The following is a 26,173-nucleotide window of genomic DNA, read 5'->3' as shown; positions in this document are numbered from 1 at the left end:
CCTCGCCCCTCCACTCCAGGACGGTCCATGTTCCAGCCTCACCACCGCGCTCGCCGGGTCGGCGCGCTCCTGGCCACCCTGGTGGCCGTGGGAGCCACCTCCGTCGGCCCCGCCGCCACCGCGGCGCCCACCACCATCCCCTTCGACGACGGCTTCGAGTCCGGCGCCATCACCGCGTGGCCCCGCAAGGGCCTCGCCGGCAAGGGCGCGGTGGACGTCGTCGCGGCGCCCGGCGGTCACGCCGGGAGGGCCGGCCGGTTCACCCTGGCCGACGACGGCGACTCCTACCGCGCCGAAATCGCCACAAGCCACCTGTCCTACGGCAGTTACCGCTACTCCTTCTCCAACTACCTGCCACAGGACTGGGTCACCTACAAGTACGGGACCTTCGTGTCCCAGTGGCACGGCGGGGCGACCACCGGACCCCCGCTCGTCCTCATGGTCAGGGCCGACCGGTGGATCCTGTTCGTCACCGTGAGCGGCACCCAGTACGACCTCGGTCCCGTGCGACTCGGCCACTGGAACCAATGGACCATCGACATCACCTGGTCCACCCCCACCACACCTGGCACCATCATCGCCAAACTCGACGGCACCCAAGTCGGCTCCCACCAGGGAACCAACAACTTCCACAAGGAGACCGTCCCCTACCACAAGATCGGCATGTACCGACCGAACTGGCAGACCAAGAAAGGACACGTCAGCAGCGGACTGCCCCCCGTGGTGCTCTACTACGACGACATCTCCATCACCCCGATCCCACCCAGCACCGCCAACCCGACCACCACCGCCACACCGCCCCCCGCCGCCACCGCACCGTCCGCTGTCACCACCGCACCCTCCCCCTCCTCCCCGACACCCTCCGCACCACCGTCCGGCACCTCACCGAAGACCACCACACCACCCCCACCCGTCCGACCCTCCACCACCGGACCGGCACCCGCTCCACCGACGACACCGGTATCCGCCACCACTGCGGCGGCGGCACCCTCCTCCACACCCGCGGCCATGAACGACATCCCCACGGAAGCCGACACCGACGACACCGACAACGACCAACCCCGCCTCGCGGCGACCGGCTCCTCCGGCCCCTCACCACTCGTCCTCACCGCAGGTGGCGCGCTGCTCGCCGCCGGGCTCCTCGCCACCCACCGCCTCCGCCGCAGGAACGCCCGCCACGGGGCTCGACACCCCCGCGTCCTCCCCTGACACCCGCGTACCGGGCGGGCAGCCCGGTCCGGCCCAAGCGGGCGCCAGGCCGTCGGCGGGGCCTCGGGGCGCCGCCCCGGCGAGCCCCGAGGGGGCACCTCCCGCAGCGGGCGCGCGCACGGGCGACATCACCTGATCCGGCGGCGGGCGGCCCCACCTGGCCGTTGCCCGCCGCCCTCTTGGATCACGATTGCGCATCCTCCCGGGCTCCGGGGCCGCCTCCGCACTCTCTCCCGGAAGCGGCTCGCGCTCGACCACACGGTGACCGGCGCGGCCGCTGCCGCGCGCCGTGGGCGCAGCTCCGGGAGATGGGTGCTTCATGAACAGGTTCGGCCGGACACCGAGGCCCGGCCCGAAGTCCGGTCCGAGGTCCGGCCCGAGGTCCGGTCCGAGGCTGGCAGGGGGACCGCGGCGATCCCGCGCGGTCGCCGGGCCGACGAGCGGTCACCGGCGCGGGACGTCGGCCCGGCGCGCCCGGGGCCGACCAAGGCCCGCACCCCCGCGACACGGGCGATACCCCGCGATGCGGCCGGCGCCGCCCGTCCGTCCGGACCCCCCGGTGCCCTCATCCGGCCGTTTCGACGAAGCGGGCGCCGACGTGGCTGCGGTGCCGCTCGACGCGCAGGATGCGGCCGTCCGCGATGGAGGCGGTGGCGTCGACACCCGTGCGGTTGCCGGGGTCGAGGGCGTCGAGGTCGTGGGAGACCACCACGGTGGCGACGCCGCGTTCGCGGACGAGCCCCGCCAGCAGGGCGATGATCTGCCGGCCGCGCTCCCGGTCCAGGGCCGAGGTGGGTTCGTCGACGAGCAGCAGCGAGGGCGAACCCATCAGGGACCTGGCGATGTTGACGCGCTGCCGCATGCCGCCGGACAGCTGGTGGGGGCGGCGATCCGCCGCGTCGGCGAGGCCGACCTGCTCCAGCAGTTCCATGGCCCGGGTCCGATGCGCCCGCCTGCCGCCCTTCCGCAGGTCCACGGCCAGCAGCACCTGCTCAAGGGCGGTGAGGGGCGGGAGCAGGTTGTCCTGCTGGAAGACGAAGCCGATGTGGTCGCGGCGGACCCGGGCCCGCTCGGCCGCCGAGAGGTCGGCCGTCCGGACGCCCCCGACGAGGACCGTACCGGAGTCGGGTGCCACCAGGGTGCCCGCGACAGCCAGCAGGCTGGACTTGCCGGAGCCGGACGGACCGGTGACGGCCACGAACTCGCCCGCCTCGACGGTCAGGTCGATCCGGTCGAGCGCGGTGAGACGGCCGTCGCCGTCGGGATAGCTGAGGGTGACGTCGGACAGAACCAGACTCATGCTGAACTCCTTGTGGGGGAAAGGGCCGTGGCCGTCACGGACGATTCAGGCGGACAGGGCGATCAGCGGGTCGACCGAGACGACCTTGCGGATGGTGAACAGCGCGCCCGCCGTGCCGAGGACGGCCATGCCGACGAGGGGTACCGCCAGGCCCGAAGCGGTGATCGTCATGGGGGGAGAGGACACGCCCAACGCCAGTGCGACGCCGAGCGACCCGCCGACGGCCTCACCGAGCCCCAGCACCAGCAGCACCTGCCCGAGTCCGTCCCGCAGGAGGTAGCGGCGACTGGCGCCCATGGCCCGCGCGACGGCCAGTTGCCGCAGTCGCTGCGCGCTGCAGACGGCGAAGAAGGAGCCGACGACCAGCGCGGAGATGGCCAACAGCAGGCCCTGGATCATCATCAGCGAGGAGTTCTCCGAGCTGAAACCGGGTACCGCGTCGGTGATCTTCTCCATCGGCAGCGCCGTCGTCCCGGGCACCGCGGGCGCGGGCGCGTTCAGCACCACGGCACCCACGTTCTGGCCGTACACCAGCCCGCGCCAGGAGTCGACGGTGGTGTAACCGACCGGCGTGCCCAGGAACGTGCGCGTGTCACCGAGCCCGGACACGGTCAGCTGTTTGCCGGACACGGTCACGGTGGAGCCGACGCCGACGCCGAGGTCCTCGGCGGACTCGGCGTTGAGGACGATCGCGCCCTCCCCCGGTGCGGCACCGATGACGAGGGGCGGCATCAGGGCGGGATCCGCGCCGAAGACGGTCAGCGCGGCGGCCTGACCGTCGACCTCGACGCGGCTGGTGGTGACGCCGAGCCGGGAGGCGCCCGGTTCGCGGGTCAGCGCGGCCAGGGCGGAGTCGTCGAGCGCGCTCCGCGTCAGCGCGGGCTTCTGCCCCGCCACCGCGGACTGCAACACCACCGATTCGCCGGGCAACTGTCGTACGGCGGAGGCGGTCGCGTCCCCCAGGCCGTTGGTCAACGCGGACAACGCGACGACCAGGAAGGTCATCATCGCGATCACCGAACCGATGAGCGCGAAGCGACCCTTGGCGTGGCGAACATCTCGAAGGGCTATGAACATGGGCGCCATCATGTCCCCGCCCGTCCCGCCCGCACATCGACAACCCGACGGGTCTTTCCCCCCATCCTTCGAGGGAGCGCCGCCATCCATCGAAAGGTGTACGGGCCGCCTCGGGAGAACACCCGATTTCCGCAACAGCGTTCTGGAGGCGCGATGGACTCCCCCCATTCCCACCCTTCCCCTCGGCCGTGGCTCGACACCTGGATTCCCGGCGCGATCTGGTCGGTCGTCACCGGCGTCGGCGTGGCCATGGGACGGCACGTGGGCGGGACGGTCTCCGACGCGCTCCTGGGCGGGACGATCGGCCTCGCCGTCGCGGCCGCGCTGGTGACCGCGTACCGCCGGATCCGCCGCCACCTCCGGGAATGGGCCCGCCTGGTGGCGGAGCTGACCGCCGCCCAGGCCGCACTGGTCGAGCGGGAACGGGAGGCCGGGCGGCTCGCCGAACGCGAACACCTGGCGCGCGAGATCCACGACACCGTCGGCCAGAGCCTGGCCAGCGTCATCCTGCTCCTGCGCGCCGCGCTCCCACCGGCCCGGAGCCAGGACTCGGAGGAGCGGATCGCCCAGCTCAGAACCGCTCTCGACACCGCCACCGGAGCGCTCGCCGAAACCCGGCGGATGGTGCGCGGACTCGATCCGGCCGCGTTCTCCGAAGGCGGGCTGACCGAAGCACTGGCCGCGCAGGTCGCCGATTCCACCGCGCTCGGCCTGTGCACCACCCTCACCGTCGAGGGGACGCCCCGTCGGATCGCCCTCGCCGGTGAGGTCGCCCTGCTGCGCGCGGCGCAGGAGGCGTTGTCCAACGCCAGGAAGCACGCCACGGCACGCGGCGCCACGGTGACCCTGACCTTCCAGGACGACGAGGTCTCGGTGGACATCGTCGACGACGGCCGCGGCTTCGACCCCGCGACCGTCGGCGAACGGCCGGACGGCTCCGGATACGGCCTCACCGCCATGCAGGCCCGCATCCTCGAAAGCGGCGGCGAACTGACCGTCGAGTCGGAAGCCGGCAGCGGCACCGCGATCCGCGCCACCGTCCCCGATGCACGCGCCGCCGAACCGTCGACCGCGCAGCCCACCGCCGTCCACCGCGCAACCCCTCACCCCGCCGGCATCGCGGCCGGCGCACCCGCGCCGACCCTCGCGATCGACGGCCCGCACGCGGCACCTGCCTCCGACCACCTGATGGGGATCTCCGGATGATCCGACTGCTGCTCGTCGACGACCATCCCGTGGTGCGCGCCGGTCTGCGCGCCGTGCTGTCGGCCACCGACGACCTCGACGTGCGCGGTGAGGCGGCCACCACGGCGGAGGCGGTGCGCATCGCGGAACGCGGCGACATCGACCTGGTCGTCATGGACCTGCGCCTGGGCGAGGACGACGGCGTCACCGCGACGAAGACGATCCGCGCGCTGCCGGACCCGCCGCACGTGCTGATCCTGACCACGTACGAGACCGACGCCCACATCCTGCGCGCCGTCCAGGCGGGTGCGACCGGCTACCTGCTCAAGGACGCCGGTCCCGACACCCTCCGACAGGCGATCCGCTCGGCCGCCGCGGGCGAGACGGTGCTCGCGTCCCCGGTCGCCTCACGGCTGCTGGCCCACATGCAGCGGCCCGCCGCTGCCCTGACACCGAGGGAACTGAAGATCGTCCAGTGCCTCGACCGCGGCGACACCAACCGCGAGATCGCCGGTGCGCTGACCATCTCCGAGGCCACCGTGAAGTCGCACCTGGTGCACATGTTCGCGAAACTCGGCGTCAACAGCCGCACCAAGGTGGTCGCCGAGGCCCGCCGCCGCGGGCTGCTCTGACCCCGGGCTGCTCCGACCCCGGGCCGGTCGGCGCCCGAGGGCGTCGGCGCCCGAGGGCGTCGGCGCCCGAGGGCGTCGGGCCGCCGTCCCGCGGCCGGAAAGGTCCGAGAATTGGTCCAGTCCACCGTGTGGGTCACACCCGCGGTCGATCTCCCCGCCCCCGCCTCGGTGGCGTCCGGTCGACAGGCCCGCCGGCGGCGAACCACCCCGTGCCGGGGTCGACGGCGGCCGCCGGGCGACGAGCGGCGGGGCGACCCACCGGGCCGGGTCCGGCGGCTCCGTCCGGCGTCAACAGCCGTGCTCAATCATGCGCGATCCAGCCGATTTCCGAGCACTAGTTGACCCGATCGCCGAATCTGCGTTGCACTGGTGCCAGTTCGTGCCCGCCTCCCGCATCCGCGCCATGACCATCGTGGATCGCGTCGGCGCCCGGCCCGGCCGTTCCGCCCCGCCCCGGTCCGCGCCATGCCACACCGCACCGCACCGCGCCTCCGACCCTTCGTCCCCCGGGTCTCCCCCGCCTGCCTCCGGAGCTCCCCATGAGACTGCTCAGGCTGTTGACCGTGGCCGTCTGTACCGCGACGGCCCTCGTCCTCCCCGGTACGGCGTCCGCCGACCGTGCCACCACCTCCGCCGCCCCCGCCCCCGGCACCGCCCGCACCGGCACCACCGCCGCCGCGGCGCCGCAGACCGTCCCCGCGCTGCGCCAATGGACCGCCGGCAGCGGCTCGTTCACCTTCACCCCGGCGAGCCGGATCGTCCTCGACCCCGCCCACGGCGCCCAACTCGCCGAGGACGCCGCCACCTTCGCCGACGACCTCGGCCAGCTGGAGGGCCGTCACGTCCCGGTGCTCGTCGGCGCGGCCGGCCCGGGCGACATCGCCCTCACCCTGGGCGACACCGCGCTGCCCGCCGAGGGCTACCGGCTGACCGTCGCCACGACCGTCACCGTCCAGGCCGGCACCACCACCGGCGCGTTCAACGGCACCCGGACGCTCCTCCAACTGCTCCACCAGTCGGCCACCGTGCCGGCCGGGACGGCCGTCGACTGGCCGGCCAAGGCCGAACGCGGGCTGATGATCGACCAGGGACGGAAGTTCTTCACCGTCGACTGGGTGAAGCAGCACATCAAGGAACTGGCCTACCTCAAGCTCAACTACTTCCACTTCCACCTGTCGGACACCTACGGATTCCGGCTGGAGAGCTCCACCCACCCGGAGATCGTCTCCGCCGACCACTACTCCAAGCAGGACATCGCCGACCTGGTCGCCCTCGGCCGGAAGTACCACGTCACGATCGTCCCCGAGATCGACACCCCCGGGCACATGAACCCGATCCTCGCCGCCCACCCCGAACTCGCCCTGCGCACCAGCTCCGGCACGGCCGACCCGGCCTTCATCGACCTCTCGAAGCCCGCGGCCTACACGCTGATCAAGGACCTGCTCGACGAGTACCTGCCGCTGTTCCCCGCCCCCTACTGGCACATCGGCGCCGACGAGTACGTCGACGACTACAGCCGCTACCCGCAACTGCTCGCCTACGCCCGCGCCCACTACGGCGCGAACGCGACCGCCAAGGACACCTACTACGGCTTCGTCAACTGGTCCGACGCGCTGGTCCGGGCCGCCGGCAAGACCACCCGGATGTGGAACGACGGCATCAAGGCCGGCGACGGCACCATCGCCCCCGACCCCGGCATCCTGGTCGAGTACTGGTACGACTACGGCCTCACCCCCCAACAGCTGGCCGCCGCCGGACACCGGGTCGCCAACGAGTCCTGGACCCCGACCTACTACGTGCTCGGCGGCGCCAAGCCCGACACCCGGTGGATGTACGAGACCTGGACGCCCGACCTCTTCCAGGGCGGCCGGACCCTGAGCGACCCGACGAAGAACCCCGGCTCGCTGATCCACGTCTGGTGCGACAACCCCAACGCCGAGACCGAGGAGCAGATCGCCGCCGGCATCATGTACCCGCTCCGCGGCCTCGCCCAGCAGACCTGGGGCTCGCCCAAGCTGACGGCCACGTACGCGTCGTTCGTCCCGATCGCCACCGCCGTCGGCCACAACCCGGCCTGGCCCGGCACCGGCGGACCGGGCAACCTGGCCCGCAACCGTCCGACCACCGCCTCCAGCACCGAGACCGCCGACTTCCCCGCCGCCCTCGCCACCGACGGCGACGGCGCCACCCGCTGGTCGAGCGCCTACGCCGACCCGCAGTGGCTGCGGGTCGACCTGGGCTCGACGCAGGCGGTCAACCGCGTCGTGCTCCGCTGGGAAACCGCGTACGGCAGGACCTTCCAGATCCAGCTGTCCGACGACGGCACCACCTGGCGCACGATCCGCTCCGTCACGACCGGCACCGGCGGCGTCCAGGACCTCACCGGCCTGTCCGGCTCCGGCCGCTACATCCGGCTGTACGGCACCGCGCGGGGCACCTCCTGGGGCTACTCGCTCTACGAGTTCGAGGTCTACGGAAACCCGCCGAGCGCCGCTCTCGGGTGACGGCCCGCTCGCGTGACGGCCTGTGCTCCGCCACTCGACCGGGTGGCGGAGCACAGGCCGCATGCCTCACTCCGGGTCAGACCCGCTCCCAGTTCCAGAACGAGCAGGGACCGCCCTGACGGCAGATCCGCCACTGCATCTGGTGTCCCCACAGGGACGAGGAAACGGTCACGTCGCGCCAGGTGCCGTTGCCATTGTAGTTGTAGAAGGGCGTCCGGCGGTACCCGTCGACGTTCCATTCCACGAACACGTACTTGCCGTCGGGTTCGGTGTCGCCGATGCCGAACATGTGCTTGCCGGGGTCGTAGTAGCCGTAGGCGCCCTCGATGACGGCGCTCTCCGCACCGGCCGTTCCGACACCGACGCCGGTGAACGCCAGGGCGAGCAGGCCGACGGCCGCGATCTTCCTGAGGTACATGCAGGTCCTCTTCTCCGCAGGTGGCCGAGAGACGTCCAGGCTCTCGGGACCGGGTGGAGATCCGACAGTGCGGCATCGCCTGATTGTCCATCAACGCGAACCCGGCGTCGGGCCAGGTGAGCGGCGGACAATGCGCGTTTCGCCGCGGACAAAGCGCGCCGGAGCCGGTCGGATCCGGGTTGACCGCCCGGGATCCGGGCACACGCGGGGACGTCCCGTTCCTGCGATGGAGGTGGCCCGTCATGGCCGAACGTGCGAAGGCTTCACCGCGAGCGCCGCGACCCGCACCGGACCGGGACGTCGGTCCCGGGGCCGAGGTCGTCGAGACCGACGTTCCGGCGAGGCTGGACCGGCTGCCGTGGTCCCGCTGGCACTGGCGGATCGTGATCGGCCTGGGCACGGTCTGGATCCTGGACGGCCTGGAAGTGACCATCGTCGGCAACATGGCCGCCCGGCTCGCGGAGAGCGGCAGCGGCATCGCCATCTCGACGACGCAGGTGACCACCATCGCCGACGCCGTCTACGTCGCCGGAGCGTGCGGCGGTGCCCTGTTCTTCGGGTGGCTGACCGACCGGCTGGGGCGGAAGAAACTCTTCATGGTCACGCTGGTCGTCTACCTGGCGGCGACGGCCGTCACGGCGTTCTCCTGGACGGCCTGGTTCTTCTTCGTCTGCCGCTTCTTCACCGGATTCGGCATCGGCGGCGAGTACGCGGCGATCAACTCCGCGATCGACGAGCTGATCCCGGCCCGGGTACGCGGCCGGATCGACCTCGTCATCAACGGCAGCTTCTGGATCGGCGCGGCACTCGGGGCGTTCGCCTCCATCGCGCTGCTGAACACCAGCCTGTTCGCGACGGACCTGGGCTGGCGGCTCGCCTTCGGGATCGGCGTGGTGTTCGGCCTGGTGATCCTGCTGGTCCGCCGGCACGTCCCGGAGAGCCCGCGGTGGCTGTTCACCCACGGGCGCTCCCGCGAGGCGCAGGAGGTGGTGGCCGAGGCCGAACGGATCGTCGAGGAGGAGAGCGGCCGCGCCCTGCCACCGGTCGAGGGCGACCCGATCCGCATCCGCGAGCGCCCCCCGATGGGGTTCATCACCATCGCGCGCACCGTGGTCCGCGGCTACCCCCGCCGGACGGTGCTCGGCCTCGCGCTCTTCATCGGCCAGGCGTTCCTGTACAACTCCGTGACCTTCGGCTACGCGGTGATCCTCACCAAGTTCTTCGCCGTTCCGGAGGGCGACACCGGGTACTACTTCGCGGTGATCGCGGTCGGCAACTTCCTCGGTCCGCTCCTGCTCGGCCACTTCTTCGACTCGGTCGGGCGGAAGCCGATGATCGCGGGTACCTACATAGGCTCCGGCCTGCTGCTGTTCGGCACCGCCGCCCTCTTCCAACAGGGCGCGCTCTCCGCCCTCACCATGACGGCCTGTTGGACGGCCGTGCTGTTCCTGGCGTCCGCCGGAGCGAGTTCGGCGTACCTGACGGTCAGCGAGATCTTCCCGCTGGAGACGAGGGCCCTGTGCATCGCCTTCTTCTACGCCGTCGGCACGGCGGTCGGTGGCATCAGCGGACCGCTGCTCTTCAACAACCTGGTGAGCAGCGGGAAGGTGTCGGACACCACGCTCGCGTTCTGCGTCGGGGCGGCCCTGATGGTCGCCGCCGGAGCGGTCGAGGCCGTGCTCGGCGTGAAGGCGGAGCGGCGGAGTCTGGAGTCGCTCGCGACACCGCTGAGCGCCGTCCCGGCGGGCCGGACGTAGCCGGGCGGCCACTCCCTCGCAGCCACAGACGGCAGAACACGATCAGCCACCGTCCCCGGATCCGCACACGAGGCCCGCGGCCAGGAGGTCACGGGCGAACTCCTGGTGCACCGTCCCGCAATCGTCGTCGTAGGAGAACCGGACCGCGTACGGATCGGTGCCGCGGTACGAGCACTCGACGGGCACGGGCACCAACTCCCGCGCATCGGTCTGCAGGTGCATCGTCGTCCGGACCGTGATCATCACTTCCCGTTTCCCCTGGGGATCGCGTGGCCCGGACCGTGTACCCCCGATCCGCGGCGCGATGCCACGTTCCGCCGGGACGGTGCCACGCACTGTCACGTGCCGCGACGCCCCGGCCGCGGGCAGGACCTCGACATGGCTCCTGCGACGTGTGAACCCCTCCCGGTGCGCGCCCGGACGATCACCTGCTCCCACCGCGGACCACGCCCCGTCCTGCTCATCCTCCAGGGGGAATGCCGCAGGTGCGCCGACGCGACCGGGTCAGACGGTCGACCCCGCGCCGTCCTCGTCGGCGAGGGCTCTGCCGGCGAGCACGACACGGGTGATGGTCGTGTGGAGCAAGCGAACGGCGTGCTCGGCGTCGGTGAGTTCCGCGAGATCGGGGAGTCGGGTGCCGAAGGCCCGGCCCGGCTCGGCGGCCATGGCCCGCCACTGGAGGACCGGCGCCAGGACAGTACTGGCCTGCGCGAGGAACCAGGCGAGGCGGCCGTGGGTGCGGGCGGTGCCGACGGCGAGGTGGGCGAGGGCCTCACGCAGGTGTTCCAGGCGTTCGATGCACGGCAGTCCGCTGCCGCCGGTGCCGGCGGCGAGGCCCTCAGCGGTCGCGCGGGCCACGGCGACGTCCTGGCCGGAGAGGTCCCACCGGCCGTCGCACACGTGCCGCGCCGCTTCGTCGGCGAGGCCCGCGATCCGCGCGCACATGCTTCCGGCCGCCCGCGCATCGGCGGGCTCGGCGTGAAGGGCCATGTCGTGTTCTCCGAAAGGGCGGGCAGAGGTCCGAACCAGCGGCCCACGCCCCGATCCGTTCCCCGGGTGCAGCAGTCCTGGGTCGACCATGATCGATCGCGCACCCCGCGTGCAGCCGTGAAAACGAAATCGGCCGGCGAGCGTCGGCACAGAAGCGAAGCCCCGCCCAGCTCGGGCCGGCCCACCGCGAGCAGGGTGAAGCGGTGATGCGATACTCCAGACTTCGGACAGCCCGGCCGCGGGCCTTGGCAATACCCTGCCGAGGACGTGGCGCCGATGGTCGGGACAGGATCGGTCGAGGTGGTTGGTTGCCCATGGGAAGCGCGGGCGCGGGGCACGAGGTCGCGGTGCGGCGGGCGCTGTTCGCCACCCACGAGGAGGACGCGGCCCGGCAGTTCCTGGACGCCGCCTACGGCTCGCGCCTGCGCCTGTCGGGCCTGGGCGAGGGCGCGCTGCTGCGCCACGAGCGCATCGACGCCGGGCTGTTCACGGTGGACCGGATCACCCTTCCGGGGACGCTCTCCTTCGCCTGCGAGCCGATCGACCGGGTCGTGGTCAACGACCTCAGATCCGGACGCCTGGAAGTCAGCAGCCGCGATCGCGAGGAGCGGGCCGTCGAAGGCGACCTCGTCCTCAACCCCGTCGCGGTCCCGTACGCGGCGCTCAGCGCCGGCAGCACGATCGACAGCGTCACCGTGGACACCGACGTCGTCCGCGATGCCGCCGGAGTCCTTGCCGGCGAACCGCTGGCGTTGATGTCCCACCCGACCGGTCCGGTCGGTCCGGCCGCAGCTCGGATGTGGCGGGCGTGCGTCGATCTGGTCGCCGTGCAGTTCGCCGGGGTGCAGCACGCTCCGCCGCTGGCCGTGTCCCAAGCGGCCCGGCTTCTGGGTGCCGCCGCCGTGGCCGCGTTTCCCGCCGCCGCACCGCCGCCCGCGCCCGAGGAGTCGGCCGGCCCGGCGACGCTGCGACGGGCGATCGCGTTCATCGAGTCGAACGCCCACCTGGACATCCCCTCGCGGACATCGCCGCGGCCGCACGCGTCACGCCGAGGGCACTGCAGTACGCCTTCCGCCGAGGCCTGGACGTCACACCGATGGCCTACCTGCGGCGGGTACGTCTGGATGCCGCGCACCGTGACCTGCTGGCCGCCGACCCGGGCTCCACGACGGTGACGCGGGTGGCGATGCAGTGGGGATTCGCTCACCCCGGTCACTTCGCGGCCCGCTACCGCGACGCCTACCGGATCCCGCCCAGCGCCACCCTGGTCCGCAGCCCCTGAGCCCGGGGAACCGCCTCGGGTCCGGCGGCTGCCCGGGAAAGGCGCCGTACACGGCGTGCGGGCTGGACCGGATCGTGAAGACCTCCTCCGCACCGGTGATCGAGAGCAGCCGCCGGAGCGCCGCCGGCCATGAGCGGCGACAACGATCGCCCGAACTGCGGGGCGCCCTGCACCCCGCGCATCTCCCAGGTGATCCGCTTGAGGTCCTGGTCGTCGAGGACGGCGACGACCAGCCGCGGGTCGGACCACTCCCGGTAGTACATGGCGACGGTGATCAGCTCCGCCGGGCCGCTCATGTGCATCGCGCCGTCGCCGACGATCGCGATGGCCGGGCGGTCCGGGTGGGCGACCTCCGGGCGGGCGTGCCGGGCGCCCCGGCCGATCAGCACCGCGACCTTCAGCTGCCGGTCTGCTACCACCCGGACCGCCCGAAAGCGGTGGAGCGCGCCCACGACCGGTTCCGGTGGTTCGGCGGCGGCCGGAAGGTCGACTCAGAACTCCCGGGGACGGCCGGCTCCGCGGGCGCGAGCGGTTTCGTGCGCCCGGAGGACATCGCCGGGTCGATCCCGTGCGGGGACGCCGTCGCGGACTTCGTCGAGGCCGTCCGGGCCCACATCCGCGCCGGATTCGACGAGGTGGCCCTGGTCCAGGTCGGCGGCGACCACCAGGAGCAGTTCATCGACTGCGCGGAGCGTGACCTCCTGCCCGCTCCGCGCACGCTGTGAGCGGCTCGCCCCCGTCCCCGCCGGGACCGGGGCGGGGGCGAGCCTACGCGTTCGGCCCGGTGAGGGTCTGTCACCGCGTGGCGACGGACGGACTGGTGGGAGCGGCTGTCATCCGCACGGCCCCGCCGTTCCGCCGGGCGGGCACGCCGTCAGTCGGGTGGCTCCGTCAGTCGGGTGGCTCCGGCGGACTGGGCCGTCCCGGTTCCGGCTCGGGTTCGGGCTTTGGCGGCCCGGGTACTGGGCGTAGCGGTTCGGGCGGCGGGATCGGCGTTCCGGGTGGCGCCGGCGGGTCCGGCGGCACGGGCGGCCCGACCGGCTCCGGCGGTGTCGGGGGCAGTGGGGGCGGCGACGGTGGCACCGGGGTGGTGTCGGGGTCGGGCGGCACGGGAACGGTACCCATGATCACTCTCCTCATGATCACGCTCCCGTCGACCGAGGGCGTGTTCGAGTTCCTTCTCGTTCATCGTGGAGCGGCCGTGGACACTTCGCTTCTCGGCCTCGTCCCACGGCTGTTCCGCGGCGGGGCCCGGTGCGCCGTCGGCTCAGACCGGTACTCGCTCGGCCCGACGCCTGCCGCGCCGTAGCGACGGCCGCGCCCAGCGCGTGGGCTGCCCGCTGCTGGAGGCCGCTGGAACGGGCCCGATCGTCGAGAGCGGCGGCGTGCTCGTGAACTGTCATGAGGTGCGGGTTTCCCCGATCGGCGGCCGCAAACGGGGGCCGATCGGGGCGGCGGCCCGTGCGGGAGCGATCCGAGCGTCGGGGTCGGCGGAACATCCGGCGCGGGAGCGACGAGGAGACGGTTGATGCCGGCCCCTGCGTTGTTCGATGTCGACGGGACCCTGCTGGACACCCGCCGGGGCCCGGCGGTGACGCGCGGCGTCCTGGACGCCGCCGACGTGAGCGACGCCGGCGGACTCACCCGGGCCACCCTCGGCAGAGCCGCCGTGGGGCCCGGACGGGCGCTGCCCGTCGGCGACACGCCCTGGGCATCCGGGCCGCCGGCGAGGGTGCCCCGTGTCGCGGTGCTGTCCGAAGCCGCGCGGGGCCGGGTCGGCGGACCGCGGGGCCGGCCGGTGAGTGGATCGCCGAACAGCGGGCAGACGCGTGTCGAAACCAACCGTACTGATCGTGGAGGTCGTTGCCCGTGGTCCCCCTTCTTCTCGTCCTGCTGCTGGTCCTGCTCCTCTTCGGCGCGGGGTTCGCGCTGAAGATCCTCTGGTGGGTGGCGATCGTCGTCTTCGTGCTCTGGCTGATCGGGTTCGTCGCACGCGGCACGAGCGGCTCGGGCAGCCGCGGCCGCTGGTACCGCTGGTAGGGCCGACGACGGCCGTGGCCACCCAGGGATCGCGGTGCGAACCGGTGGCGTCGGACGCGACTCTGCGTGCCCCTCCGTTCGGTCGGGAAGACGCGTGCGGTTCCCGGGCCTTGCCCGGAGGAGTCGGCCGGCGCACTGCCCGGGGGACGAGACCGACGGGCAGGGCCCGGAGGACCGGGCCGCCGGGTACCCCAAGGAATTGGGGTACCCGGCAGGGCTCGGCGCGTCGAGGATGTTCGACATGGACACCATCGAGCAGAACAAGCAGATCGTCACCGGCTTCATCGACGCGCTGTTCACCAGGGGTGATCTGTCAGCCGTTGACACCTACCTCGCGGAGGACTTCGTCAACCACGACCCTCCCCCGGGCGTCGGTCCGGACCGGGAGGGCATGCGGGCCGCGGGCGCCATGTTCCGGACGGCGTTCCCCGACTGGCACTCCGACCTGGGCCTCCTGATCGGCGAGGGCGACCTGGTCGTCGAGCAGTTCACCGCCTCGGGCACCCTGCGGGGCGAGCTGATGGGCGTGGCGGGCGACGGCCGCACCGTGGTCCTCAAGGGCATCAACATCTTCCGCGTCCGTGACGGCGTGATCGTCGAACGCTGGGGACGGCTCGACGACCTCGGCCTGCTGCGCCGGCTCGGGCTCGTGCCGACGCCCGTCGCGGCGTAGCGTCGAGACCGTGGCCACCGCGATCCAGCAGCGACATGCCGACCGGCTGATCGACAGCTGCTACGCCGGCCTGGACCTCTCCGGGCTCGCCGCCGAGGTGCTGCGCCGGCTGCCGGGCATCCTGCCCGTCGAAGCGGCGTTCTTCGCGGCCGTCGACCCCGCGACCCTGCTGTTCACCTCGGTGGTCGCCCAGGAACCGCTGGCCGATGCCGGCCCGCTCTTCCTGGACAACGAGTTCGCCCGCGAGGACGTCAACAAGTTCACCGCGCTCGCCCGCGGACCGGACACGGTCACCTCGCTCGACCGGGCGACCGGGGGACGGCGCTCCGACAGTGCCCGCTACCGGGAGATCATGGCCGGCCTCGGGCTGGGCGACGAGCTCCGGGCGGCCCTGATCGCCGGGCAGGACTGCTGGGGCGTCCTGTGCCTGCACCGGGCGGATGCCGAAGCCGGTTTCTCCGAGCCGGAACTGGCCACGCTCAGGAGGATCGCCCCGCATCTGGCCGAGGGCCTGCGCGGCAGCGTGCTCCGGGAGAGGGTGACGTACGACGGTCCCGCGACACCGGGCGCCCCCGGCGTCATCCTCCTCGACGGGGAACTCCGACTCGTCTCGATCAACCCGGAAGCCGAACGGTGGCTCGCCCGCCTACCGGCGCCGCGAGCCCGGGGACTCCCCCTGCCCGTCTACTCCGTGGCAGCCCGGCTGGCGTCGCCGCACCGAGCGCGAGGACCGGAGGCGCCGGAGCGGGAGCCCGGGGAGCGGCACGGATCCGTCCGGCTGCGGACCGACGACGGCCTCTGGCTCACCCTCCACTCGACCCGTCTGCGTGGCCCGGCGGGGGACCAGATCTGCGTGGTCATCGAACGCACTCCCCCCACCGACCTCGGATCGCTGCTGCTGGCCGCCCACGGGCTCACCCCCGCGCAGAACCGCGTGACCGCCCTGGTCCTCCAGGGCTGCTCCACGCGGGAGATCGTCACCCGGCTCCACATATCCGCCTACACCGTCCAGGAACACCTCACCGCGGTCTTCACCCGGTTCGGTGTGAGGAGCCGCCGCGAGCTCATCGCCGCGCTCCTCTCCGCGCAACGGCGCTGAGCGACCGCCGGCCGGCCGGGACGGTGGCCGTGGTCCCCCGGGAGACCACGGCCACCGCCGTCGCTCAGGCCGGGCGGACGGCACCCATGTACGGCATCACACTGATCGGCAGGACCTCGACGTTCTTGCCCTTGCGCGGAGCGTGGATCATCTTGCCGTCGCCGATGTAGAGGCCTACGTGGTGGATGTCGTCGTAGAAGAAGACGAGGTCACCGGGCTGGAGGTCGCCCCGGGCGATGTGCGGGCCGGACTTCCACTGGTCCTGGGATATCCGCGGGAGCCTGACGCCGGCCGCGCGGTAGGCGGCGCCGGTGAGACCGGAGCAGTCGAAGCTGTTCGGCCCGGTCGCGCTCCACTCGTAGGGCTTCCCGAGCTGGGCGGTGGCGAACTTGATGATGTCGGCGGCGCGGCCGCTCGCGCCGGCGCTCGGCGCGACGGCTCCGGCGGCGGGCCCGGCCGGGGCTCCCGCCGAGGAGTTCGGCGCGGCCGTCGCGGGAGCCCCCGACGCGGGGCGCTCGGTGGAACGCGAGGCCCGGTCGGCGGCGGCGGCCTGCTGGGCGGCGGCCTTGGCCTTCTCGGCGCTCTCCTCGGCGTTGATCCTGGCCCGGTCGGCGGCGCTGAGCCTGTTCAGCAGGGCCTCGGCCTGGGCGAGCCTGGCCTGGATCTGCTTCTTCTCCTCCCCCAGCGACGCGCCCGCGGCGTCGAGCTGGGCGAGCAGCGCGGTGGCCTCGGCGCGGTCCTGGTCGAGCCGGCGCTGCGCGTCGCGGGCCTTCTTGAGAAGCGCGGCCTGGCTGTCGGCGACCTGGTTCTGCACGGCCGCGCGCTCCAGGTAGCCGTCCGGGTCGGAGTCGAGCATCAGCTGGACGCCCGGGTCGATGCCGTTGCTGCGGTACTGCTCGCCCGCGACCGCGCCGAGCGAGGTCCGGAGTTCGTTGAGCGCGTCCTGGCCGCGGGCGATCTTGTCCTGGATCCGGTTGGCGTCGCCCTGGAGCGCCTGTCGCTTCTCCTGGAAGCCGTTGTAGCGCTCGATGGCCTGCTCGGCCTCGTCGTTGAGCTTGTCCACCTGCTCCTTGACGGAGGCGAGGGTGGGCGTCGGCTCGGCGTGGGCCGTCCCGGCGGCGAGCACCGCGCCGCCGACCACCGCCGTGGTGACGACGGCCAGACGGGACCGGCTGGAGAGGCTGGGTTTGCGGTGACTTCCCATGGCGGTGGGCTCCTTCGAAGGGACGGGACGTCGAGAGCGACGGCGAGCGGGGTGGCGCCCTGCCGGACAACGGACCGGGACGGGGGGACGCCGGGCAGAGGTGAGCGACACGGGCGGGGCGCGGCCGCGCCGACCCGACCGGTACACGAGCGGGAGCGGGGGTTGCCGGCCGCACCACCTTCCCCGGGGGGCTCGAACGGGTCTCTCCCGCCTCCACGGCCGCTCCCTCTCCCTCCTCTTGGAACGAGGGACGACGCCACTTCGGTTCGATCATGGCCACCGTTCACCTGGCGGTGGGCCGGGCACCCCACCCCCCGGCCGGGAGCAGCGGCCGCCCGGGGGCGCCGAGGCGTGGTGCTCGGTCGTCCCGGGACGCCGGACAGAGCCACCGCGCTCCGTCGCGGAGCCGCGTCAGCGGGACTCAGGCGGTGGCCGGCCGGCGTGCGAGGCGGTGCGCGAGCGCTTCCTTGGCGGCCGGCCACTCCGGGCCGGTGATGCTGTAGAGCGCCGAGTCACGGACCCAGCCGTCGCGCATGATCATGTGCCGGCGCAGAACCCCCTCCTGGGAAGCGCCGAGGCGGGCGATCGCGGCGCGCGAGGCGCTGTTTCGGACATCGGTGAGGAATTCGACCCGGTTCATGCCCAGGGTCTCGAAGGCGTGGGTGAGCAGCAGCAGCTTGGCCTCGGTGTTGAGCGCGCTGCGCTGCCAGGAGCGGCCCAGAAAGGTGAAACCTATCTCCAGGCGGCGGTTGGGCAGGTTGACCGCCATCAGGCGGGTCGACCCGGCGATCCTCCCGGAGGCCAGGTCGACGACCGCGAAGGCCAGCTGGGTGCCCGCCGAGTGCGCGGCGAGCGCGTCGTCGACGAACGCACGGACGTCGCGCGGGTGAGGCACCAACGTCACCTGGAGGTTCCAGAGCTCACCGTCCCGCACCGCCGCGCACAGACCGTCGTGGTGACGGTGCGCCAGGCGCTCCAGCCTGACGTGCGCCCCGACGAGCACCGGTGTCTCCAACGCCATGCCCCACCCCCGGGTGACGGTTCCGTGTCAGGGGGACGCTACAGGTCCCGGGGCGCAACGGCGCCGGGCCGACCAGGATGTGGGCACGGTCTCCGCGGCCGGTCGGACCGGCGCACCGGGGGAGGACCGCCGTGGTGCTCCCGGCGCGGTGCTGCGCGCCGGGAGCGGAGGCGGTCAGGGTCGGACGGTGGTCCGGGGGCGGCGCAGCACACCGGTCAGGATGTCGACGGCGAGGAAGAGGGCGAGGGTGACGCCGAAGACGGGCAGGGCCCAGCCGAGGGCGGCTGTCGCGGGGATGCCGGCGATCAGCAGGGGCAGGGGTATGCGGCGCCAGGCACCGCGCGCCGGCGGGGCGCCGAGGCGGGCGGTGCGGTCGGCGCGGGTGGGGCGGCGCTGCCACCACATGCGGTAGCCCCAGAGGATGACGAGGATCAGGCCGAGCGCGATGACGGCGAGCACGATCTGGTTGACCAGGCCGAAGAGCGCCCCCATGTGGCCTTGGACGCCGAGCTTGCTGAGCTTCGACAGGAGCGGGTGGTCGGCCCACCGGTTGTGGGCGGTGACGGTGCCGGTGGCGGTGTCGACGGCGACCTGGTCGTAGCGGACGGGCCAGGTGTTGTCCTTCTGGGCGACCGTCCAGGCGCTGGCCGGGTCCTGCGGCGGGGTGACCTGGACGGTGCCGTCGAGGCCGGCGTCGCGGGCCACGGCCAGGGCCCGCTCGAAGTCGGCCGGGCCGGGCTCGGACGTCGCGGGCGCCTGGCCGGCGGCGTGTTGCGCGTGCTCGCCACCGGTGGCGGCCGGGGCGCCGGGGAGGGAGGTGTCCAGTTGGGGTGCCTGGCCGCGGGTGGCTTCGAGCAACTGACCGAAGCGGTCGCCGGCGTACGGGGACCAGGTCATGCCGGTGGCGCTGAGGAACAGCAGGCCCAGGGCCAGCCAGACGCCGGTGGCGGCGTGCCGGCCGCGGGTGCGGCGCACGCCTCCGGCGGTCCGGTCGGGCAGCAGCGCGCCACGTACGGTCGCGGCCCGCTGGCCGCGGCTACGGCCGAGCCACAGCGCGAGTCCGCCGAGGACGATCACCCACAGCCAGGAAGCGGCGGCCTCGGAGTAGAGGCGGCCGATCTCGCCGAGGCGGAGGTTGCGATGGAGGTCGTCCAGCCACGTGGTCAGCGGGGTGGATCCCCACCAGGTGGTCAGGTCACCCTTGACCTGGGCGGTGTACGGGTCGACGAAGACGGTGCGCTGGTTCTCGCCGAGTTGCGGCAGCGACAGGACGATCCGGGTGGTGTCCTCGGGACCGGGCGGGGTGACGACCTGGGCGAGGGTGCCCTCGGGGTACGCGGTCCGGGCCGCGGCGATCTGCTCGGCCAGCGGGCGCACCGGGCCGCCGGCGTCCTCGACGGTCAGGCGGTTCCCGTAGACGAGGCGGTCGAGCTGCGGGGTGAAGGTGTAGGCGAGGCCGGTCAGGGCGGCGACGAGCAGGAACGGGGCGACGAACACGCCGGCGTAGAAGTGCAGGCGCACCAGCAGGGCCCGCACGCCCTCCCCCGAGCGCTCGGGGCGCGGCGGCGGCGTCCGGTCGGGCGGAAGGACGGGCGAGACGGGTTCGGTAGTGGGGGACATGTCTGCTCCAGGAGTCCGGGCACGCGGGCATGGCCCACGTGCGCACAGAAGGCCGATGGGTGGCGGTGCCGCGCCGCACGGGGCGCGGTGAGCAGGCCTGACCGCGACACCCCGGACCCGGGGTGTCGCGGTCAGGCCCCGGCCACCGCCGGGGGCCCTCTCCCGGGCACGCACCGGGCCAGCAGCACACCGCGCAGGCGCGGTACGGGTGCGCTGCTGATCGGCGGGGCCGGACGCCGCGGTGCGGGGCAACGCAGCACGGGCAGGATCAGCCGCCGCACCACCAGGGTCGCCAGGCGGCGCAGGTTCCGGTCACCGTGGATCAGGAGCAGCGCGGTGCCGAACGTGGCCAGGGCATGGGTCAGGGTCATCACCGTGCACACGCAGGACGGTAGGTCGCCGGCCACGGTGGCCGCGCCCGCGCCCTCGGGGGTGGGCAGGACGCCCGGGCCGACGTCCCGGTCCACGGCATACCTCGGCGCGTCGGGCGGGACGGCCGGGCCGTCACCGGCGCGCGGGACCGCTCGGGGTGCCGCGGCGTGGTGGTGCTGGGCGGCGCCGGCCCGGGCGGGCTCGGACAATCGGTCCAGGGCCAGGTGCAGGGCGAGCTGGAGCGCCGCGAAGACGGACACCATCGATTCGACGTGTCGCCCGACCCGGGTGTGGAACAGCGCGACGACGAGAATCGTCAGGACGGCGAACAGCCCGCCGAGCGCGGCCGGACCGGGGAGTCGGCCGCCGCCGGCCACGTGCGCGACGATGCCCAGCAGCAGGCACGCGGACGCGCCGAGCAGACCGTTCTCGGTCCGCTTCCGCCGGGCGAATGATCCGCGCATCGGCCCAAGCTACCGGCCGGCGAGGGCCCAGTCAGCCCCCGGACCAGCAGAAACGCGCACGAACCACAGAATTGCCGCACCTCGGGATCGGTCGGTCGACGGTACGCTTCCGCACGCTCCTCGCGCGGCGCGCGCGCTTCGTACACCTACGCCTGCGACCCCGAGTCGCCGGCCGTGAACCCGCAGCACCCCACCGGCGGGCACGCGAGGCGGCGGCTGCCCGGGCGGACACCGTCGGGGCACCCACCGGGGACCGGGTCAGGACGGGGAACCGACGGCGAACGGCCGCCGCGGGGGCGAAAGGCCCGTCGAGCGCGGCCTCTGGCGGGAGCGGGATGGTCCTGCCGACGGCGACGCCTCCGTCACGGGTCAGGGCGAGGGCCTCGACTAAGAGCCCGCATGCCGCGACCGTCCAAGACGGCGACGGCGAGCGGCCGCGTCGGAGCCGCTCCGATCAGGTCTGGACCGCCAGCATCAGCGCCTTGAGGTCGTCGAGGGCGAGCCGGGCCGCGCCGAGGGCCACGGATTCGTCGCCGAGCAGAGAGACGCGGATCTCCGGCGAGTTGAGGGAGGTCGCGGCGAAGTGCCGTTCGAACGGGACGGCGAGCACGTCACCGGCGCGGGACAGGCCTCCGCCGAGCACGACCAGATCCGGGTCGACGGCGTGGACGAGGGTCGAGGCGCCCACCGCGAGGGCCTCGGCGACACCGTCGACGATCCGCACGGCGGCGGGGTCACCGGTTCCGGCCGCCCGGAAGAGGGCCTCGACGTCGTCGCCGGTGGCCTGTGCGGCGGTCGAGCCCGCGAGGTCGAGGGCCGCGCGGTCGAGGGCCGTCATCGCCTCCGGCCATCCCAGCAGCGTCATGGAGCCGACGGACGCCGCGAGGCCGCGTCGGCCGTGGTGGATCCGCCCGTTGATGAGGATCGCGGCACCGAGCCGGCGGCCCGCGTGCATGTAGACCAGGTCGCGGGCCCGCGTGGCGGCGCCCCTCCATTGCTCGGCCACGGCTGCGGCCTGGATGTCGTTGGCGATCAGCACGTCGCGCTCGAAGCACTCCTTCACCTGCGCGACCACGTCGATCCGGTCGAACCCCGGGAGCGAGTACACGTTGAGATCCCGGCCCGCGGGGAGATTGCGGATGTCCACGACCGTCGTGCCGTTGGCGAGCACACCGGTGATGCCGCAGGCCACCGCTCGGACGTGATCGCGGTCCGTCCCCGATTCCCGGATCGCCACCCGCACCAGGCGGGCCGCGGCTTCGACGCGCTCGGCGGCGCCGAGCCCGGGGTCGACGCCGCGCCTGCGCACCGCCAGGACGGTCCCGCGCAGGTCACAGAGTGCCACGGCCACCTTGTGCGCGCCGATGTCGACTCCGGCGACGACGAACCGCTCGGCCACCAGCTCGTACCGGCGGGCGGGGCGTCCGCCGGATCGCCCGCCGTCCGGACCCACGGGCGTCTCCCGGACGAGGCCCTGCCGCAGGAGAACCGTCAGGAGCTCTTCGGCGGTCGGGCGTGACACACCCACGACCGACCGCACGTCGCTGACCGTCAGGGGCGCCACCGCCTCCAGCAGGGCCCTCGTCAGCGCCGCCAGGTTGAGCTTGCGCAGATACCCCGGGTCGCCGACCCGCCCTTCGGGTCTCCTGCCGGATTGGGTACGAGATGTGTCTTGACTCACAACGACACGCTATCTACATTGAGGCCCCACGGCAATATTGCCAAGAAACCTACTTATCAAAACCAGGTCGAGCCGCCATCACGGCGCGGGGTTTCGCGTTCCTGCTTCCCGCGCCCTCTCAGCTCCTTGGTGTCCGGCCGGACGGTCCGGGGCGCTTCGCCCCGGGCATCGCCGACCGGGTCGTCAAGGATGGCCGCTCACCTGGTCCGAGGCCGGTCGTGGACGACCGTCCCGGCCTCGGCGGATCTCCGAGAGATCGAAAACCATCGCTCACAAGGCCTTCGGCGACTCCCCCCTGCGTGCGCCCCCGCACGCGGTCGCCGTGCGGCCGAAGCGGGAGGAATCGAATGACAAGACGAAGCATCGGACGGCTGCCACGATGGGTGGCGGCGATGGCCGCGGCAGCCACCGCCGCCGGGCTGGTGATCAGCTCCCCGGTGACACCGGCCGCGCACGCGGCGGTCAATCCGATCGACCAGCGTCTTCCGCAGTACAACGAGACGTGGACCTCCAAGGACGAACGCATCGAGGGCTCGATGCCGATCGGCAACGGAATCCAGGCGGCCAACGTCTGGGTCGAGGGAAACACGCTCAAGCTCCTGCTGTCGTCGGGCGACGCATGGGAGGAGAACGTCCGCCTCGCCAAGCTGGGCCGGCTCGACCTGACCTTCTCCCCCAACCCCTTCTCCTCGGACTCCTTCGCCCAGGTGCTGAAGCTGCGGGAAGGGGAGGTCGTCGTCACCTCGGGGACCGCCCCGAAGATCACGACGCGCATCTGGGCCGATGCGAACAACCCGACCATCCACGTCGAGAGCGACGCGCCGTCGGCGTTCTCCATGCAGGCCGACTTCGTGAACGTCCGCCCGACCGAGGTGACCAACCCGTCCCGCGAGAACCTCACGTTCATGGACCTGGTCGACACCGAGCCGCCGAGAACCTCCGTCCACCCACCGAAGATCACGCCCGACACCGTGTACACACGCTCCAACAAGCTCCTGTGGGCCCACCGCAACACCGACTCCAGATTCGACGAGGTCATGAAGTTGCAGGGCCTCGACCCGGCCGGCTACGACGACCCGCTCACCGGTCGCACCTTCGGCGGGCTGATCCAGGGGCCGGGCTTCACCACCGCGTCCAACACCCGCCTGGTCTCCGGCTCCTCCGCCTCCAAGCGCCTGGACATCACCCTGTCCTCGCAGATCGACAAGGGCGCCGACTGGCTCACCAAGTGGGAGACGGGCATCTCCACTAAGGCGGGCACGGTCGGGGCGACACCGAGCAACACGCTCCGCACGGCCCACCAGCAGTACTGGACCGACTTCTGGAACCGTTCGTTCATCTTCGCCTCCGGTGACGCGGACGCCGAACGCGTCACCAAGGGATGGCTGCACACCCGCTACACCGAGGCCATCGCCGGGCGGACCCCGAAGATGCCGATCCGGTTCAACGGCTCACTGTTCACCCCGGGTGAAGGTGCCGACGCCGACTTCCGGTGGTGGAACAGCTACCACGGCTTCAACCAGCGCTTCGCCTACTGGAGCATGCTGCCCGCGGGCGACTTCGACCTGATGCAGCCCTACTTCGACCAGTACGCCTCCTCCCTGGGCCTGGCCAAGGACCGGGTGAAGGCCTTCTGGGGCAACGGCGCCACCGAGGACAACAACGTGAAGCTCCCGGCGTCGAGCGGCGCGATGTGGCCCGAGGTGATGGGCCTCTGGGGGCAGGCGGTCGGCGGCGAGTACGGGTGGAGCCGGGCCGGCAAGCCGGCGAACTGGTTCTCCGGAACCTGGACGCGGTACCTGTACGCGAACAACGTCGAACTCACCTCGATGATGCTCGACTACTTCACCTACACCGGTGACAAGGCGTTCGCGGCGCAGAAGCTCCTGCCGGTCGCCCGGGAGGTCGTCCGCTTCTACGACACCCACTGGAACCTCGCCAGCGGCAAGATCGACATGTACCCCATGTACTCCGGTGAGGGCGACCGGAACCTGCGCAACCCGATGGCCGACGTCGCCGGGCTCACCAGGACCGTCAACGGACTGCTCGCCCTGCCCGCCGCGCTGACCACCCAGGCCGACCGCGACTACTGGACGGCGCTGAAGGGGCGCCTGCCGAACCTCCCGATCGGCTCCTCCGTCACGGACAACGACACCTCCTACGGCCCCAACGACCGTCTGAAGACCGCCTCCAGCCTCTTCCGAGGCGGCGACACCAACAACCAGAACCTCTGGCCGATCTTCCCGCTCAGGATGTTCGGCAGCGGCCAGGCCAACCTCGACCTGGCGGTCGCCTCCTACAACGACCGCACGGGGAAGTACCCGACGAACGGGACGCAGGACTGGCGGCACGACGCCACCCACGCGGCCTACCTCGGCCTCACCGACGAGGCGCGCTACCAGACCGTGGCGGCGTTCCGCGCCGGCAAGTGGCGCTACACCGGATTCGGTCCGGGAGACACCGACGGCGAGCCGGGCAACGAGCCGCGCTCGATCGGGAAGATCGCGCTCCAGGCGATGCTGCTGCACCCCGGCGCGGGCGACGACGCGATCCTGTTCAACGCCTGGCCCGGCAACTGGGACGTGACGTTCCGCCTGCACACCACCAACGGACGGGTCGTCGAGGGATCGAGGGTGGCGGGCGTGGCCGACTACACCGTGTCCGCCGGCGCCGGCACCATCACCGTCCGGTCGTCCCAGAGCGCCCCGACCACCAGCCATACCTGGACCGCCCAACCCGGCTCCACCCCGCTCGGCGGGGACGTCAACGGCGACGGCAAGGGCGACCTGCTCGCCTGGCAGAGCACGGACGGCGCCGTCCAGCCCAGGACCGGCAACGGGTCGGGCACCCAGTTCACGCCGCTCTCGCCGACCGTCTGGGCCGCGCCCGGCAGGCGCTTCGGCGGCGACTTCAACGGCGACGGCAAGCTCGACCTCGGAGTCTGGTCGGCCGATTCCGCCGGCAGCTGGAAGATCCGGTACGGCACCGGGACGACGTTCGGAAGCGAGACGTCCTACACGTGGGGCGTGTCGTCCACCGTGCGCCTGGTGACCGGGGACATCGACGGCGACGGCCGGACCGACCTCGGTGTCTGGCAGGTCGACGGCCACTTCTACGTCAGGTACGGCGACGGTGCCGGCTCCTTCGGGAGGGAGAGCCACCAGGCCCTGCCGTACCCGGGCAACGGCGTCGAGATCACCGCCGGCGACTTCAACGGCGACGGTGACGCGGACCTCGCCTACTGGAGCGGGACCGGCTGGTCCGTCCGGGCCGGCGACGGCACCGGGCAGTTCGGGGCGGCGACGGTCCTGCAGGGCCCTCCCGGCAACGGAAAGGCCGTCACCAGCGACATCAACGGTGACGGGTCCGACGACCTCGTGGTGTGGACGCCGTCGACCGGCACCTGGGTGACCAGGTACGACGTCCTCTAGCTCTGGCAGATCAGGTCATGGGTGACGGCCGGAGCCGTCACCCATGACCCGTCCGCATGTCCGGGGCCGGCACGGCGGACCCTGGTGACCCACCCCGGAGCCCGTACTCGTGCCGGTGCCCGACCCCCTTCGCGGGGGCGCCCGCCCCCGCGGCCACCACGCCCCCCCCCCCGAAAAGAACCACCAGTAACATTTAAAAAAAAAAAAAACCACC

Annotated in this window: 21 protein-coding genes and 2 pseudogenes; 12 read left to right on the top strand and 11 right to left on the bottom strand. The window is 72.6% G+C overall.

Annotated elements, in window-relative coordinates:
* The first annotated feature begins 27 nt into the window (after window positions 1–27).
* Complete coding sequence (locus ACFXHB_RS38525; protein ID WP_380580707.1) at window positions 28–1,209, top strand: heparin lyase I family protein; 1,182 nt, start codon at window positions 28–30, stop codon at window positions 1,207–1,209.
* A gap of 565 nt (window positions 1,210–1,774) precedes the next feature.
* Here ACFXHB_RS38525 and ACFXHB_RS38520 read toward each other — a convergent pair.
* Window positions 1,775–2,509, bottom strand: coding sequence for an ABC transporter ATP-binding protein (locus tag ACFXHB_RS38520; RefSeq protein WP_380580705.1), 735 nt, complete (start codon window positions 2,507–2,509; stop codon window positions 1,775–1,777).
* Window positions 2,510–2,554: 45 nt separating this feature from the next.
* Complete coding sequence (locus ACFXHB_RS38515; protein WP_380580703.1) at window positions 2,555–3,586, bottom strand: ABC transporter permease; 1,032 nt, start codon at window positions 3,584–3,586, stop codon at window positions 2,555–2,557.
* Between the two features lie 153 nt (window positions 3,587–3,739).
* On the opposite strand from ACFXHB_RS38515, the gene ACFXHB_RS38510 reads away from it, so the two are divergent.
* The 3 genes from ACFXHB_RS38510 to ACFXHB_RS38500 all read left to right on the top strand — a co-directional run bounded on the left by ACFXHB_RS38510 (window position 3,740) and on the right by ACFXHB_RS38500 (window position 7,907).
* Complete coding sequence (locus tag ACFXHB_RS38510) at window positions 3,740–4,792, top strand: sensor histidine kinase (RefSeq protein WP_380580701.1); 1,053 nt, start codon at window positions 3,740–3,742, stop codon at window positions 4,790–4,792.
* The gene (locus ACFXHB_RS38505) at window positions 4,789–5,403 is read left to right on the top strand and encodes a response regulator (RefSeq protein WP_380580697.1); all 615 of its coding nucleotides are present in this window, start codon (window positions 4,789–4,791) and stop codon (window positions 5,401–5,403) included. Before ACFXHB_RS38510 ends, ACFXHB_RS38505 begins: the two co-directional genes overlap by 4 nt.
* 539 nt (window positions 5,404–5,942) lie before the next feature.
* The gene (locus tag ACFXHB_RS38500) at window positions 5,943–7,907 is read left to right on the top strand and encodes a family 20 glycosylhydrolase (RefSeq protein WP_380580695.1); all 1,965 of its coding nucleotides are present in this window, start codon (window positions 5,943–5,945) and stop codon (window positions 7,905–7,907) included.
* 76 nt (window positions 7,908–7,983) lie between these two features.
* On the opposite strand, the gene ACFXHB_RS38495 is transcribed toward ACFXHB_RS38500, so the two are convergent.
* Entirely contained in the window at window positions 7,984–8,325 is a 342-nt protein-coding gene (locus tag ACFXHB_RS38495) for a hypothetical protein (RefSeq protein ID WP_380580693.1), read from the bottom strand.
* Between the two features lie 242 nt (window positions 8,326–8,567).
* Here ACFXHB_RS38495 and ACFXHB_RS38490 point away from each other — a divergent pair, with 242 nt between their 5' ends.
* Entirely contained in the window at window positions 8,568–10,082 is a 1,515-nt protein-coding gene (locus ACFXHB_RS38490) for an MFS transporter (RefSeq protein ID WP_380580691.1), read from the top strand.
* Window positions 10,083–10,124: 42 nt separating this feature from the next.
* Here ACFXHB_RS38490 and ACFXHB_RS38485 read toward each other — a convergent pair whose 3' ends face one another.
* Window positions 10,125–10,325, bottom strand: coding sequence for an SsgA family sporulation/cell division regulator (locus ACFXHB_RS38485; RefSeq protein WP_380580689.1), 201 nt, complete (start codon window positions 10,323–10,325; stop codon window positions 10,125–10,127).
* Window positions 10,326–10,586: 261 nt separating this feature from the next.
* Entirely contained in the window at window positions 10,587–11,072 is a 486-nt protein-coding gene (locus ACFXHB_RS38480; protein ID WP_380580687.1) for a hypothetical protein, read from the bottom strand.
* Between the two features lie 314 nt (window positions 11,073–11,386).
* Between ACFXHB_RS38480 and ACFXHB_RS38475 the strand changes: the two genes are divergently transcribed.
* Together ACFXHB_RS38475 and ACFXHB_RS38470 are read left to right on the top strand one after the other, a co-directional pair.
* Window positions 11,387–12,247 carry a hypothetical protein gene (locus ACFXHB_RS38475; RefSeq protein ID WP_380580711.1) on the top strand — a complete coding sequence of 287 codons (861 nt, stop codon included), beginning with the start codon at window positions 11,387–11,389 and terminating at the stop codon, window positions 12,245–12,247.
* Window positions 12,154–12,354 carry a helix-turn-helix domain-containing protein gene (locus ACFXHB_RS38470; protein WP_380580709.1) on the top strand — a complete coding sequence of 67 codons (201 nt, stop codon included), beginning with the start codon at window positions 12,154–12,156 and terminating at the stop codon, window positions 12,352–12,354. Before ACFXHB_RS38475 ends, ACFXHB_RS38470 begins: the two co-directional genes overlap by 94 nt.
* A gap of 143 nt (window positions 12,355–12,497) precedes the next feature.
* Here the strand turns inward: ACFXHB_RS38470 and ACFXHB_RS38465 are convergent.
* Window positions 12,498–12,701: pseudogene (locus tag ACFXHB_RS38465) on the bottom strand (thiamine pyrophosphate-dependent enzyme); the annotation flags it as partial.
* Window positions 12,702–12,752: 51 nt separating this feature from the next.
* On the opposite strand from ACFXHB_RS38465, the pseudogene ACFXHB_RS38460 reads away from it, so the two are divergent.
* The 4 genes and pseudogenes from ACFXHB_RS38460 to ACFXHB_RS38445 form a co-directional block, all read left to right on the top strand.
* Window positions 12,753–13,079: pseudogene (locus ACFXHB_RS38460) on the top strand (LLM class F420-dependent oxidoreductase); the annotation flags it as partial.
* A 1,144-nt stretch (window positions 13,080–14,223) separates the two neighbouring features.
* Entirely contained in the window at window positions 14,224–14,394 is a 171-nt protein-coding gene (locus ACFXHB_RS38455; protein WP_380580685.1) for a hydrophobic protein, read from the top strand.
* A gap of 241 nt (window positions 14,395–14,635) precedes the next feature.
* A complete protein-coding gene (locus ACFXHB_RS38450) occupies window positions 14,636–15,067 on the top strand; it encodes an ester cyclase (RefSeq protein ID WP_380580683.1) in 432 nt (143 codons plus the stop codon).
* A 10-nt stretch (window positions 15,068–15,077) separates the two neighbouring features.
* Window positions 15,078–16,166, top strand: coding sequence for a LuxR C-terminal-related transcriptional regulator (locus tag ACFXHB_RS38445; RefSeq protein WP_380580681.1), 1,089 nt, complete (start codon window positions 15,078–15,080; stop codon window positions 16,164–16,166).
* A gap of 64 nt (window positions 16,167–16,230) precedes the next feature.
* Here ACFXHB_RS38445 and ACFXHB_RS38440 read toward each other — a convergent pair whose 3' ends face one another.
* The 5 genes from ACFXHB_RS38440 to ACFXHB_RS38420 all read right to left on the bottom strand — a co-directional run bounded on the left by ACFXHB_RS38440 (window position 16,231) and on the right by ACFXHB_RS38420 (window position 22,528).
* On the bottom strand, window positions 16,231–17,370 hold the full coding sequence (locus ACFXHB_RS38440) for an NlpC/P60 family protein (RefSeq protein ID WP_380580679.1): 1,140 nt from the start codon (window positions 17,368–17,370) through the stop codon (window positions 16,231–16,233).
* 421 nt (window positions 17,371–17,791) lie between these two features.
* A complete protein-coding gene (locus ACFXHB_RS38435; RefSeq protein ID WP_380580677.1) occupies window positions 17,792–18,391 on the bottom strand; it encodes a GNAT family N-acetyltransferase in 600 nt (199 codons plus the stop codon).
* A gap of 174 nt (window positions 18,392–18,565) precedes the next feature.
* Complete coding sequence (locus tag ACFXHB_RS38430) at window positions 18,566–20,011, bottom strand: PepSY-associated TM helix domain-containing protein (RefSeq protein ID WP_380580676.1); 1,446 nt, start codon at window positions 20,009–20,011, stop codon at window positions 18,566–18,568.
* A gap of 131 nt (window positions 20,012–20,142) precedes the next feature.
* Window positions 20,143–20,847: a hypothetical protein gene (locus ACFXHB_RS38425; RefSeq protein ID WP_380580675.1), complete on the bottom strand. Its 705-nt coding sequence runs from the start codon at window positions 20,845–20,847 to the stop codon at window positions 20,143–20,145.
* 454 nt (window positions 20,848–21,301) lie between these two features.
* On the bottom strand, window positions 21,302–22,528 hold the full coding sequence (locus ACFXHB_RS38420) for an ROK family protein (protein ID WP_380580673.1): 1,227 nt from the start codon (window positions 22,526–22,528) through the stop codon (window positions 21,302–21,304).
* A 347-nt stretch (window positions 22,529–22,875) separates the two neighbouring features.
* Between ACFXHB_RS38420 and ACFXHB_RS38415 the strand changes: the two genes are divergently transcribed.
* Entirely contained in the window at window positions 22,876–25,959 is a 3,084-nt protein-coding gene (locus ACFXHB_RS38415; protein ID WP_380580671.1) for a DUF5703 domain-containing protein, read from the top strand.
* The last annotated feature ends 214 nt before the right edge of the window (window positions 25,960–26,173 follow it).

It is taken from the genome of Kitasatospora sp. NPDC059327 (assembly GCF_042752535.1).
Lineage (GTDB): Bacteria > Actinomycetota > Actinomycetes > Streptomycetales > Streptomycetaceae > Kitasatospora.
The sequence above is the reverse complement of the archived record's forward strand: the minus strand, read 5'-3'. Positions and strand labels throughout refer to the sequence as shown.

Coding starts and splice junctions, on each gene's coding strand:
- ACFXHB_RS38515 (WP_380580703.1), bottom strand. CDS start 3,586: ATGTTCATAGCCCTTCGAGATGTTCGCCACGCCAAGGGTCGCTTCGCG.
- ACFXHB_RS38425 (WP_380580675.1), bottom strand. CDS start 20,847: ATGCGCGGATCATTCGCCCGGCGGAAGCGGACCGAGAACGGTCTGCTC.
- ACFXHB_RS38490 (WP_380580691.1), top strand. CDS start 8,568: ATGGCCGAACGTGCGAAGGCTTCACCGCGAGCGCCGCGACCCGCACCG.
- ACFXHB_RS38475 (WP_380580711.1), top strand. CDS start 11,387: ATGGGAAGCGCGGGCGCGGGGCACGAGGTCGCGGTGCGGCGGGCGCTG.
- ACFXHB_RS38440 (WP_380580679.1), bottom strand. CDS start 17,370: ATGGGAAGTCACCGCAAACCCAGCCTCTCCAGCCGGTCCCGTCTGGCC.
- ACFXHB_RS38525 (WP_380580707.1), top strand. CDS start 28: ATGTTCCAGCCTCACCACCGCGCTCGCCGGGTCGGCGCGCTCCTGGCC.
- ACFXHB_RS38450 (WP_380580683.1), top strand. CDS start 14,636: ATGGACACCATCGAGCAGAACAAGCAGATCGTCACCGGCTTCATCGAC.
- ACFXHB_RS38495 (WP_380580693.1), bottom strand. CDS start 8,325: ATGTACCTCAGGAAGATCGCGGCCGTCGGCCTGCTCGCCCTGGCGTTC.
- ACFXHB_RS38510 (WP_380580701.1), top strand. CDS start 3,740: ATGGACTCCCCCCATTCCCACCCTTCCCCTCGGCCGTGGCTCGACACC.
- ACFXHB_RS38505 (WP_380580697.1), top strand. CDS start 4,789: ATGATCCGACTGCTGCTCGTCGACGACCATCCCGTGGTGCGCGCCGGT.
- ACFXHB_RS38520 (WP_380580705.1), bottom strand. CDS start 2,509: ATGAGTCTGGTTCTGTCCGACGTCACCCTCAGCTATCCCGACGGCGAC.
- ACFXHB_RS38480 (WP_380580687.1), bottom strand. CDS start 11,072: ATGGCCCTTCACGCCGAGCCCGCCGATGCGCGGGCGGCCGGAAGCATG.
- ACFXHB_RS38415 (WP_380580671.1), top strand. CDS start 22,876: ATGACAAGACGAAGCATCGGACGGCTGCCACGATGGGTGGCGGCGATG.
- ACFXHB_RS38485 (WP_380580689.1), bottom strand. CDS start 10,325: ATGATCACGGTCCGGACGACGATGCACCTGCAGACCGATGCGCGGGAG.
- ACFXHB_RS38500 (WP_380580695.1), top strand. CDS start 5,943: ATGAGACTGCTCAGGCTGTTGACCGTGGCCGTCTGTACCGCGACGGCC.
- ACFXHB_RS38435 (WP_380580677.1), bottom strand. CDS start 18,391: ATGGCGTTGGAGACACCGGTGCTCGTCGGGGCGCACGTCAGGCTGGAG.
- ACFXHB_RS38430 (WP_380580676.1), bottom strand. CDS start 20,011: ATGTCCCCCACTACCGAACCCGTCTCGCCCGTCCTTCCGCCCGACCGG.